General features: G+C 59.1%; 8 protein-coding genes and 2 CRISPR repeat arrays. All 8 genes read left to right on the forward strand.

Annotated elements, in window-relative coordinates; genetic code table 11:
* Window positions 1-48 precede the first annotated feature (48 nt).
* Window positions 49-139: direct repeats of the CRISPR family, unit length 29 nt; unit sequence GGGCTCATCCCCGCTCACGCGGGGAGCAC.
* Between the two features lie 1282 nt (window positions 140-1421).
* Window positions 1422-3037: a CRISPR direct-repeat array (repeat unit 29 nt; unit sequence GGGCTCATCCCCGCTCACGCGGGGAGCAC).
* A 386-nt stretch (window positions 3038-3423) separates the two neighbouring features.
* The 8 genes from cas3 to cas2e are packed head-to-tail and all read left to right on the forward strand — an operon-like array spanning window position 3424 to window position 12420.
* Window positions 3424-6150, forward strand: a complete 2727-nt coding sequence (gene cas3 / locus QP994_RS03620) for a CRISPR-associated helicase Cas3' (RefSeq protein WP_284865511.1) — start codon at window positions 3424-3426, stop codon at window positions 6148-6150.
* Between the two features lie 49 nt (window positions 6151-6199).
* Window positions 6200-7903, forward strand: a complete 1704-nt coding sequence (gene casA, locus QP994_RS03625; protein ID WP_284865422.1) for a type I-E CRISPR-associated protein Cse1/CasA — start codon at window positions 6200-6202, stop codon at window positions 7901-7903.
* A complete protein-coding gene (gene casB, locus QP994_RS03630; protein WP_284865423.1) occupies window positions 7900-8547 on the forward strand; it encodes a type I-E CRISPR-associated protein Cse2/CasB in 648 nt (215 codons plus the stop codon). Before casA ends, casB begins: the two co-directional genes overlap by 4 nt.
* Before the next feature lie 14 nt (window positions 8548-8561).
* Entirely contained in the window at window positions 8562-9728 is a 1167-nt protein-coding gene (gene cas7e / locus QP994_RS03635; protein WP_284865424.1) for a type I-E CRISPR-associated protein Cas7/Cse4/CasC, read from the forward strand.
* Window positions 9728-10450, forward strand: a complete 723-nt coding sequence (gene cas5e, locus QP994_RS03640) for a type I-E CRISPR-associated protein Cas5/CasD (protein WP_284865425.1) — start codon at window positions 9728-9730, stop codon at window positions 10448-10450. Before cas7e ends, cas5e begins: the two co-directional genes overlap by 1 nt.
* Window positions 10447-11148, forward strand: coding sequence for a type I-E CRISPR-associated protein Cas6/Cse3/CasE (gene cas6e / locus QP994_RS03645; RefSeq protein ID WP_284865426.1), 702 nt, complete (start codon window positions 10447-10449; stop codon window positions 11146-11148). Before cas5e ends, cas6e begins: the two co-directional genes overlap by 4 nt.
* Before the next feature lies 1 nt (window position 11149).
* Window positions 11150-12088, forward strand: coding sequence for a type I-E CRISPR-associated endonuclease Cas1e (gene cas1e / locus QP994_RS03650; RefSeq protein ID WP_284865427.1), 939 nt, complete (start codon window positions 11150-11152; stop codon window positions 12086-12088).
* Window positions 12085-12420 (forward strand): type I-E CRISPR-associated endoribonuclease Cas2e, encoded by a 336-nt coding sequence (cas2e, locus tag QP994_RS03655; RefSeq protein ID WP_284856343.1) that lies wholly within the window; start codon window positions 12085-12087, stop codon window positions 12418-12420. The genes cas1e and cas2e overlap by 4 nt, the downstream gene beginning before the upstream one ends.
* Window positions 12421-12506: the final 86 nt, after the last annotated feature.

Genomic DNA, 12506 nt, shown 5'->3' on the forward strand with positions numbered 1-12506 from the left:
CTCACGCGGGGAGCACACGAAACGGCCATCAGTCGGCACACCCTCCTTGGGCTCATCCCCGCTCACGCGGGGAGCACACGAAACGGCCATCAGTCGGCACACCCTCCTTGGGCTCATCCCCGCTCACGCGGGGAGCACTAAACACCGAAAGCGGAAACGCTACCGGAGAGGAAAGCGCCAAAAGTAGAACCCCGGTTCTGGTTACACCAACTAGCCAGAACCGGGGGACTACCCCCCTAATCCTAAATCAAGAGGAGACCCAAGGCTCATCCCCGCTCACGCGGGGAGCACTGTTGTGTTGGGCGTTTATTTGGGCATGGTGTGGGCTCATCCCCGCTCACGCGGGGAGCACTTTTTGTGCATGTCCTCGACTTTTCGGTCCGTGGGCTCATCCCCGCTCACGCGGGGAGCACCGGGATGATTATCAGAGTAAGGACTTTTTGCGGGGCTCATCCCCGCTCACGCGGGGAGCACTTCAACAGGCCCAGCATCTCGCTAATGGCGCGGGGCTCATCCCCGCTCACGCGGGGAGCACCTTACATACATAAACTTACATGAGTTATTTAACGGCTCATCCCCGCTCACGCGGGGAGCACAGGGCGGAGCGGGGACCAGTAGAAATGAGGCCGGGCTCATCCCCGCTCACGCGGGGAGCACTTTGGGTATTGGGTTGCCTGATGAGGCGAAGCGGGCTCATCCCCGCTCACGCGGGGAGCACGCGTCTTGTTTCTTAGACGCGGCGGGCGTGGGGGGCTCATCCCCGCTCACGCGGGGAGCACCAACTTCTCCTGCTTATTCATGCGTCTACCTCCGGCTCATCCCCGCTCACGCGGGGAGCACTTTGGCAAGCCGAGGCAGTTGGCGGCGATCAAGGGCTCATCCCCGCTCACGCGGGGAGCACACGCGGCGGGCCACGATCACGTCCCGGTCAGGCGGCTCATCCCCGCTCACGCGGGGAGCAAGATACGTCGCAGGTCACTAGCATGGGCAGCATGGGCTCATCCCCGCTCACGCGGGGAGCACATCCAAGACGCGTTGCAGGCAGGTGGGGAACTGGGCTCATCCCCGCTCACGCGGGGAGCACGGTGTGCCGTCTGGTGGCCTGTGGGAGGAGCTGGGCTCATCCCCGCTCACGCGGGGAGCACTCCCGCAGGTTGAGCTTAAGCGGAAAGCCGATGGGCTCATCCCCGCTCACGCGGGGAGCACTTCATAGACGATGCTTTCGATGAGGGCCTGTTGGGCTCATCCCCGCTCACGCGGGGAGCACTGTCGAAGTATTGGCCGGTGCCCAACCCGTGGGGGCTCATCCCCGCTCACGCGGGGAGCACATGTCTACATCGGGTGAGGATTTGCAAGACTTGGGCTCATCCCCGCTCACGCGGGGAGCACCTAGCCCCATCCCGGGCGTATGCATCGTGGAGAGGCTCATCCCCGCTCACGCGGGGAGCACCGCAGGATCGCCTGGCCTGGGTCCTGGTTGAACGGCTCATCCCCGCTCACGCGGGGAGCACGTGCTTATTCCTGCTTGGCTGGTGTTGGTGGCGGGCTCATCCCCGCTCACGCGGGGAGCACTGGCAGACAAGGTCGGCATGAGCAATACGCAGGGGCTCATCCCCGCTCACGCGGGGAGCACCCACAGGGGGAAGCAGCCGTACTGATTGACCACGGCTCATCCCCGCTCACGCGGGGAGCACTTGAGGTCAAAGGCTTCGGCGATCTTAATGACGGGCTCATCCCCGCTCACGCGGGGAGCACCCAGTTGGCGGCGGTGTCGTAGCCGTCGGTGCGGGCTCATCCCCGCTCACGCGGGGAGCACCTCAAGCGGGAGTGTGTACAGCTCCAGCTCATGGGGCTCATCCCCGCTCACGCGGGGAGCACAAGGCATCCATGAGTGCCTTCACTTCGTCGATGGGCTCATCCCCGCTCACGCGGGGAGCACCCGGCGCTCGAGGTGGCCACCGCCGAGACCGTGGGCTCATCCCCGCTCACGCGGGGAGCACGACGTCAACGAAAAACAGCCCTGAAACAAGGAGGGCTCATCCCCGCTCACGCGGGGAGCACGTGTGGTGTCGTGGGGTCGTCATCTCGCGAAAGGGCTCATCCCCGCTCACGCGGGGAGCACGGGATGATGCGCTGAGCCGATGCGGTCGGCCGGGGCTCATCCCCGCTCACGCGGGGAGCACTAGGTGCCGGCTGACGAGTGAGCGTGCTTCTGGGGCTCATCCCCGCTCACGCGGGGAGCACGAGTCTAAGGACATGGTGGTCGAGGACCTCGAGGGCTCATCCCCGCTCACGCGGGGAGCACCTCTCCGGCAGCTCATGGAGAAGGCCCGCGCCGGGCTCATCCCCGCTCACGCGGGGAGCACGGAGGATCTGTGAAGCTGCCTTCTGGAGCGTCCGGCTCATCCCCGCTCACGCGGGGAGCACGGGGAGTGTAAGCGTGAGTGCTGCTAGTTGGTGGGCTCATCCCCGCTCACGCGGGGAGCACCTTATCAGTGGCCACGCTAGTGCCGCGCTTGTGGGCTCATCCCCGCTCACGCGGGGAGCACTGAATACTAGGTTCCAGCAGGAGCAGCTGAAGGGGCTCATCCCCGCTCACGCGGGGAGCACGTGATTTCTTTGGCCCGGTCGAGTGCGAGTGGGGGCTCATCCCCGCTCACGCGGGGAGCACAGTGAACCCCCTTGCCGGTCGCGGTCAAGGGGGGGCTCATCCCCGCTCACGCGGGGAGCACGAAACCGTCCCGGTGTGGTGGCATGATGCTTGGGGCTCATCCCCGCTCACGCGGGGAGCACTGAGCGAGCACTCTGGCCTTGTGACGGCTGCTGGGCTCATCCCCGCTCACGCGGGGAGCACCCTCTGCTTGATCACGGACGTATCCGTGTGAAGGGCTCATCCCCGCTCACGCGGGGAGCACCCTGGAGCTAGTTCAGTTTGAACCCTCTAGGGGGGCTCATCCCCGCTCACGCGGGGAGCACAGGCCGGGGTGGGTGGACTCCCACACCTTGTTGGGCTCATCCCCGCTCACGCGGGGAGCACCCTCCCCGAACTGCGGGGGAGGTGGCTGCACACAGCAAAGAGGGACAACTTGTAGCCCAAGATGATGTTACCCCGCTAACGCGGGGAGGGGAGCCAATCGCATAAGAACAATGGCTCATCCCCGAAAACTGGGGATGAGCCCAACGGTAGGTGAATGGTGCGTGTTTTTACCAAAACGCTGTAGTTCATTACGTTGAACTAGTTATTATGAGATTTAAAAGATTGAACTGTGGGTGACGGTGTGTTATGTTCGTTGGCGAAGGTACTTATTCCATGTCCTGTTAAGTGAGGAGTAAAACATGGAAGGGCGACATGAGGGCTCTCTCTTCGAACGGTCTGTTCGAGGTCTTTTTGGCTCCTTGGATTTCAGTGCGCAGGCACAGGCTTTGTGGGCAAAGTCGGGGGATGAGAGTGGAAGTCTTAGCCTTCCACAGCACCTCATGGATGCGGCTGGGGTTGCTGCGGTGGTGTATGACAGCTGGATAGCGAAGCCTTTGAAGCACAGGCTGTCTGAAGGTTTGGGGCTCACCGATGAGCAGGTGCGGGGATTGTATGTGTGGCTTGCGGGAGGCCACGACGTCGGCAAGGCCTGCCTCACATTCCAGACCCAGCTGGAGAGGAAAGGAGGGTATGAGCACCTTGTCTCCGCGCTGGCTGATGCAGGCATCCCACTCCGTATGAGCGGCTTGGAAAAGGGGCGGAACAAGATGCCGCACGGCATTTGCTCTGGGGTCCTGATTACAAACTGGCTAATGGATCAGGGCTTTGATCGTTCTACTGCGGAGTGGCTCGCATCTGCGGCGGATGCTCACCACGGTGTGCCATCTTCGGTTGGTGAACGGGATCATATTGAGACGATCTTGAGTATCTACTCCCGTGAATGGCAAGAGCTGCAGTCTGAGCTGTTGGATTCGATGGCTGACGCTGCAGGGGTTCGGCCGGCGCTGGAAGAACTGAAAGTCGGCGCAAAGCCAGATGCTGCAGTGATGCAGTTGCTAACTGGGCTCGTCGTCATTGCTGATTGGATCGCTTCTAACCCTGATGCTTTTCCCATGGTGGTTGCGGGGAGTCAAGAGGATCGCATCTGTGCTGGGATGCAATCGACCGATTTGACTGGCCCGTGGAAGGGGAAGGTGGTTGAGGGAGACGTCGATAAGCAATATCAAAGTTCCTTCGGCTGGCCAGAGTTTTATCGTGCGAGAAGCGTTCAGGCGGCGATGGTCGAGGCCGCGAAGGAAATTACGGAGCCATCACTGATCATTCTTGAGGCTGAAACTGGCGTGGGTAAGACGGAGGCTGCCCTAGCTGCGGCGCACGTTATTGCGAATGCTACTGATGCTCAGGGAATTTACTTCGCTGCGCCGACGATGGCCACAGCTAATGGTTTGCTGGAGAGGACGATCGAGTGGGCTAAAAACACCACCGATTCGGGCGCGGTATCGTCCCTCTACTTGGCGCATTCCAAGAATCAATTGGCGCAGCCTTATCAAGAGCTGCGATTCCGGGGGATTGGGGAGGACGGTGCAGCTGGCGAAAATGTTGTTGCCAGTTCATGGATGAGCGGGCGGCGCCGAGGGCTGCTCTCAAACGTGGTTGTGGGAACTGTTGACCAGGTGCTCATGATGGCGCTGAGGCAGAGGTATTCGATGCTGCGCCACGTCGCACTGGCGGGGAAAATCATTATTTTCGACGAGGTCCATGCGTACGACACCTATACCTCCGATTATCTTGAAACCACTCTCGAATGGCTGGCGGAGTACGGGGTAACAGTCATTATGATGTCTGCGACGCTGCCACCTGAGCGTCGAAACGCACTGGTCAAAGCTTTTTCGGGCCGGGATATTGCGGAGCCTTCGAATGCGTATCCGCTCATCACTGTGGCCTCCGAATCTGGGCAGCGCAGCGTTGCGCCGGAACCTAGCCCCACGAACCTTGAAGCAACGATCGAAGTCATAGATGATTCGCTCGATGCGCTTCAGCAGCGAATTGGAGATGTGCTTGCGGGTGGCGGTGTGGCGCTGGTCATCTGCAACACCATCGCGCGTGCTCAAGAAACATACAGTGCTTTCAAGAAGACGTACCCCGACGAAGTTGAGCTGCATCACGCGGGATTCATGGCCTGGGAGCGTTCAGAGAAGGAAGACCGCTTGCGTGGAGAGCTCGGCCCGGATGCTCACCGTGGGGTGGGCCGGCCAGACCGAAAGATAGTGGTTGCCACCCAGGTGGCAGAGCAGAGTCTTGATATCGACGCTGATGTTTTGGTCACGGATATTGCCCCGATGGACCTGATTATTCAGCGCATTGGGCGCTTGCACAGGCATGATCGCCCCGAGACTGACCGCCCGCAACAGGTGCGAGAACCAAAGGTGTTTGTGCGAGGTATTGAGTCCCAGACGCCTTCCCCAGTTCTCAACTCGGGCGCCGAAGCGATCTACGGGGCGAAGGTTCTGCTTTCAACGCTTCTTCATCTGCCCACAACGTTTAAACGCCCAGATGACGTAGCCGAGCTCGTGCGCCAGGTCTATGACGCTGAGCAAGACGTCCCCCCAGCATGGATGGAGGAATGGGAGAAAGCGCTTGTCGACGAGGAAGCGCGGGTGCAGAGAGCACATGGCCGTTCGAAGAGCTTCCGTATCGCATCGCCTCACATGTGTACGGAATTGAGTGATCTATTTGGTGATCTGCAACAGGCCGTCGTTTCGCTCGGGGAGGAAGAAGTGGGGGCAGCGCAAGTGCGCGATGCGGAGCCGGCGGTTGAGGTCATACCCATCTCCGGTGATGCGGAAGAGTACGTGCCACTGGGCACAGACTGGATGATTGCTGGTGATCCTGAACTCACTTACCGCCAGGCGTTCCACCTCGCTTCAAGTACTGTGCGGCTTCCAACGCGAATGACTCGGTACGACTCGGATTTTGAGGACGTAGTTGGGGCGCTGGAACAACAAACACCGGTGGCCTGGAACAAGCACTACCTGCTCAAAGGGCAGTTGGCTCTTCCATTGAATGAAGAGGGGGAGGCGGTCCTGGGGAGGTTCACAGTGAGGTACACCTCGGAGCTCGGAATCGAAATTCTGAGCGATCAACTTGGGTCGGATGTCACGCACGATTCCTAATATCTGAAGTGACAAGACCCGCTAGTACAAGAAGGAAGGAGAAGATGGAGTGAAACAAACGGACAACCATCCGTCGTTCAACTTGCTTGATCAGCCGTGGATAGTCTGCGTGACCTCGACAGGCACCGAGAAGCTAAGCATTCGCCAGATTTTCGACGGCACGACGACCCCCATCCAAGTTCTCGGGGATTCCCCGACTCAGGATTATGCGGTGCTCCGCGTCCTGCTGGCAATCTTCTGGCGGGCCCATCGCGGCAGCCCGGAAGATTCTCCGAGCTGGGAGAAATGGTTCATTGCTAAACGGCAGGAACTCATCGAACAAAACCGAGATGACCGGGTGTTGGAGTATTTGGACGAGTACCAGCACCGTTTTGACCTGTTCGATAGTGCGGCACCGTTTATGCAGGTGGCGGACCTCGATACAACTAAGGCAACGCGACAGTCAGTCTCGCGAATTCTGCCGGATGCTGAGCATGACTATTTCACGATGCGTACGCATAAGGGGCGTGAAAGCCTCGCTTTTGATGAAGCGGCGCGATGGCTCATTCACACCCAGGCGTATGACTACTCGGGGATTAAGTCCGGTGCTATCGGCGACCCCCGTGTCAAAGGCGGAAGGGGCTACCCCATCGGCACCGGCTGGGCAGGCATGACTGGTGGGACTGTCATCCGGGGGCGCTCGCTTCTGGAAACTCTGCTGCTAAACACCACTCCGCAGGTCCTTTCTGATGAGGCAGTCGTTGACCTCCCAGTGTGGGAGCGCGAAGCCGATACAGCCGCACAACGCAACGATCGTGCTGGCAAGCTGGCCAGCCCACCGGCTCCTCAACCGCAAGGCGCTGCTGATTTGGCCACGTGGCAGTCCAGAAGAATTCGGTTGTTTGCCGAAGGTGACCGCGTCACTGCGGTGCTGGTGAGTAATGGTGACCAGATCCCAGATGCTGGAAAGAACGTCTTCGGAGATCCCATGACGCCGTACCGCTTCAGCAAGAACCAGACCAAGAAAGGTCAGTTGGCCTTTTACGCCAAGCCATACGACGCGCAGCGCACGATGTGGCGTTCACTCGATGCACTGCTTGTCTCTGAGTCCGATGCCGGGTTTACCGGCGGTGAGCATGCTCCGAAACGCCCAGAAAATCTTGTGAATTTCTCCAATATCGCGCGGTCTCAGAGGACGCAGGAAATCGCGGATGTCAGCATCGTATCGATGGAGTATGGCGCGCAAAGCTCGTCTGTTGGAACAGTAGTTACAGGAACAATTGGGTTGCCGCTTTCACTGCTGCAGGACGACAAAACTTCCCGAGTACATAGGCAGTACGTGCGCGATGCGGCTGATGTCACCCGCAATGCAGCTATTTCATTGGGCTGGTTTGTCGGGCAGCTCGCTGTCGCTGCCGGGGGAGAGTATGTCTTCGATGCGGATGCAGCTGATCGCTTGTACACCGTCTTGGAACCACTCTTTATCAACTGGCTGCGCGGCCTGGACCTCGAAAACATTGAGGAAGAAGCAGTCACGTGGCAGAGGCAGATCCGGCAGCAGCTCTTGCAGATTGCTGATGAAGCAGTGCGCGGAGCTGGGCAGAAAGCTCTGATCGGTCGCGTCGTCGATAGCGGTGAAGACGGTGGTGGCCGGGTGATTAGCGCCGGTTCCCTGTACCGACAGCTGCAGTACAGAATCACCCAAGATCTTCCCCTCCTACGAGAACACGAGAGAGAAGAAAGAGAACTGCGACAGAAAGGCAACCAGTCATGAGTGCACCAAACCTCAGGTTCAGTGTGGCAAACACGGTGAACCGATTGCAGACAAACTACCTTGATCGCCCCGAGTCAACCGAGGGCAGTGAAGCACGCCGAGTACTCGCAGAATTGCGCAAGAGCGCAGCCCGCGAATTCGGTACTGATCCGCTTGCTCTCGAGCGGGTTCTCAGCACCCTTACCCCGCCGCTCAGTGAAGGGGAACTCGGACGTGGAGATGCGCCGTCGCCCTCCGAGTCTGCTGCGTACTACGCGCTCACGCTTTTCGCCACGCATATGCAAAGTGCCACGACGCCTGCACACACTGAAGAGCGCACCTTCGCAATGGCCTGTGGTCGACTGCAAACCATCAGCGAATCAGGCTCTCTCAAGGCTCGGTTCGACGCTATGCAGACTGCTCGCGAAGAGTCCTCGCGGCTGATTCACCTACGGTCGCTGGTCTCTCTCCTAAAGGGAGAAAAACTCGCGTTTGATTACGGCGCACTCGCCGCTGATCTGCGCAGTCTCCAGAATCCGGCTCGCCGCGATGGCGTTCTCCTACGTTGGGGGCGCGATTATGCGGTTGGAATGCTCCGCCCATCACAACAAGACTCACCCCTCACGGAATCTGACTCCTCGGATCACCTGGTCCCCACCAACTAGAAAGGCAACACACCATGTCCCTCATCATTGATATCCACGCACTCCAGACCATCCCGCCGTCCCTGATCAACCGCGATGACACCGGTGCGCCGAAGACTGCAGTCTTCGGCGGTGTCCCGCGTCAGCGTGTTTCCTCTCAGTCGTGGAAGCGGGCGATTCGCCGCTACTTCGAGAACCAATTTGATAGCGAGCAGATCGGTGACCGTTCGAAGCGCCTGCCGGAAAAGATTGCTCGTCTGCTTGAGGAACAGGGCGTCGAGCAAGCCGACGCTATTGCGCGAACTGAGAAGCTGTTCAAGGCAGCGGGTATCAAAACCGAAGTAGACAAGAAGCTGAAAAAGGTCGACGAAGATACTCCGCAACACAACCCGTACCCTCGCACCACCTACCTGATGTTCCTCAGCCAGCAGCAGATCAATCGGGCCGTCGAGGAGCTTCTCGCGCGCGGTGACGACAAGCTGACGAAGAACGAAGCCAAGGCCATTCTGGATACCAACCACTCAGTGGACATGGCGATGTTTGGCCGCATGGTTGCTGACGACGCGGCGTACAACGTCGATGCTGCCGTTCAGGTCGCCCACGCCATCGGTATTCACAACTCCACCCCCGACTTTGACTACTTCACTGCGGTCGACGACCTGGCTGAAGAAGGGGAAGAGACGGGTGCAGGAATGATCGGCACTGTCCAGATGATGTCGTCTACTCTCTACCGGTACGCCACCGTCAACCTGAAGGGGCTGGAAGAGAACCTGGGTTCTGCCGAGGTGGCGCGTCAGGCTGCCGCGCAGTTCATCGAGGCCTTCATTGCTTCGATGCCCACTGGCAAGATCAACACCTTTGCTAACCAGACGTTGCCTGAGCTGGTGTACGTGGCTATTCGTGACACGCGACCGGTGTCCTTGGTTAACGCGTTTGAGACTCCGGTCCTTGAAGAGACTCGCGGGGGTTACGAGGCGGGTGCTAAGGATGAAGCAAAGTCTCGTCGTTCTGTCGCGGCAGTACGTCTCGCACAGGAAGCACGCGATGTGCAGGAGGTCTACGGGTTCAAGCCACAGGCAGCCTTCGTGCTTGGTCTCGGTGACCTTGCAGAGCCTTTCGAGGGTTTCGCTGAGAAGACCACGCTGGCAGAACTGACTGATCGTGTTGCTGATGAGCTGAAGAGCCTTGCGGGTGATAGCTAGTGTCTCACTCACTGTTGCTCCTGTTAAAGGGGCCGATGCAGTCCTGGGGCGATGAGTCTCGGTTCAAAACCCGAGCTACTGCAACCACCCCCACGAAGTCTGGGATCGTAGGAATCATTGCTGCTGCTCAAGGTCGTCGTCGTACGGATGAGATTGAAGATCTTGCGGCTCTGAAGATGGCAGTCCGCGTTGATCAATCAGGCAGTCTTTTGCGTGACTATCAGACAGCGCAACCATGGCAGACAAGGCCGAATGATTCAGCACAGCTTGTTACGCGGTATTTTCTTTCCGACGCAGCGTTCCTGGTCGCTGTGGAGTCGGAGGACCGAGCTCTACTGGAGAACATCGCGGACGCACTGAAGTCGCCAGCATTTCCACTGTTCATGGGGCGTCGTTCTTGCCCGGTGCATCCTGGGCTCGTTGTTGGAATCCTTGACGCTGCTGGGGAGCAGGCACTTCGGAACCATGAAACCTGGTACGCCACTGCCCAACACAAGAAGCAGTCGCCCAAGGACATCTCGTTGGCTCTTTACCGGGATGCATTGCCTGCCGAGGAAGGTGGCGTGCCCCGCCAGGATGTTCCTTTATCCTTTGATCCACAACACCGCCGTTATGGATGGCGTGACGTTATCCGGTGCGATGACGTAGAGATCCACAACCCTGAGGGGAAGGAACGCACTTCGCCCCGGGACATCTACTTTGAAACGGTGGTGCAGGCATGAGTACGCTGACCCGAATTTCAATCAACCCAGCACGACGAAATGGGCGGAAACTCCTCACAAATCCCCAGGCCATGCATGCGGCAGTCCGGGCGTCGTTTCCGCCAGATATTTCAGAAGACGAGGCACGGGTGCTGTGGCGGGTAGATCCGCAAGACCACGAAACCGTGTTGTACATCGTCGGGCCAGAGAAACCTACGGGTGCTCTCATCGTGGAACAGGCGGGTTGGGAGAGCCGCCCAGCGCAAAGCGCCGACTATGACCGTTTCTTGAACTCCCTGATGAAGGGGCAGCGCTGGCATTTCGAGATCGTGGGGAATCCCACATACTCCGAGCCGAATGGGAAGCGTGGCAAAGTCAAGGCGCACGTCTCCGTCCAGCATCAACTGGATTGGCTGTATAAGCAGGCTGCTCGACATGGTTTTGCGCTTGCCCCGCGCATTGAGGATGAGTGCTCCGATGAAGAGCGTGCGCGTTGGTCTGTCAGCGATGCGCCGATGGTGATGGAGCGCTGGACGGATGTGTTCGGTAAGGGCAAGGAGTCTCGTGGTTCCCGTAACCAGGTGCGCATTGCGAAAGCACGTTTTTCCGGCACGCTTGAGGTGACTGATGCAGCGGCGCTGCGGAAGGCGATGACTCAAGGCATCGGTCGTGCCCGTGCGTATGGCTGTGGTCTTCTGACTTTGGCGCCGGTGAAGTGATTTGGCGACACCGCAGGAACTGCCGGTCACTCGTCATGCCTTGGCGCAGATGAGTGACCGCATCTCTTTCCTTTATGTTGAGCGTGCGACGGTCAACCGGGATGGTAATGCACTAACTATCACCGACCAGCGAGGAGTAGCGCACGTTCCTGCTACTCAGCTGGCGGTGATCCTGCTCGGGCCGGGAACTCGGATCACCTACGCAGCGATGGCTCTGCTCGGAGATGCAGGCACGTCAACAGTCTGGGTAGGTGAGCGGGGTGTCCGCTATTACGCCAGTGGTCGACCACCTGCTAAATCCTCTCGAATGGCGGAACTTCAGGCTGAAGTTGTGTCGCACCAGCGGAAGAGGCTGGATTGTGCGAAGCGGATGTACAATCTGCGGTTCCCCGGAGAGGATCTCACCGGACTGTCAATGGCAAAGCTCAGGGGCAGGGAAGGTGCTCGGATGAAAAAGGTCTATGCGGCTGAAGCGGCTCGAACTGGGGTGTACTGGGACCGAAGAAGCTATGACCCGAATGACTTTGATTCCTCCACTCCTATTAACCAGGCACTCACCGCAGCCAGTGCCGCGCTTTATGGCATTGCGCATGCAGTCGTAGCCGGCATGGGGTTCATCCCGGCCCTCGGCGTTATCCACACTGGGACTGATCGGTCATTCGTCTATGACATTGCTGATCTATATAAAGCAGAAATCGCAATACCTGCGGCGTTTGATGCTGTTGCCAGTGGAGAAGGGTTGCCCTCGGTTGCGGTGAGGAGGCTGGTGAGGGATGCGGTCGTCGAAAAGCGACTCATGCAGCGCATGGTTCGCGACCTAAAATTCGTGATGGATGTGCCTGAAGAAGAGCTCTTCAGCGACGCTGAGCTGCTGCTATGGAGCGAGCTCGAGGTCATTGCATCGGGTGTGAACTGGGATGAGCACGAGAGTCTCACGTGATTGTTCTAGTAATAACGGCGTGCCCTGCAGGTTTACGCGGGGACCTAACTAAGTGGCTTACGGAGCTCGCGCCGGGCACATTCGTCGGCGCGCCATCGGCACGCGTGCGAGATTTGCTGTGGGACAGGACAACCGAGCTGGTCCGTGATGGACGTGCGCTCATGGTGTATTCGGCGAACAATGAGCAAGGCATGGAGTTTCGGACTCATCGCCATGATTGGGTGCCGACGGATTTCGATGGTCTCACGCTGATGGTGAGGCCGGCTGCTCCGAGCAAGGCTGTGCGAAGAACTGGGTGGAGCAGAGCCCGGCGTCAGCGACGGCGTGGGTGAAAGAGTTCGCTGCACGATTTTTGAAAATCGTGCACAACCCCCATTAAAAGACCAGGATTGCTACATACTTTTGAAAATCGTGCAGA

Origin of the sequence: Corynebacterium sp. MSK044 (assembly GCF_030232825.1) — a bacterium.
Classification (GTDB): domain Bacteria; phylum Actinomycetota; class Actinomycetes; order Mycobacteriales; family Mycobacteriaceae; genus Corynebacterium.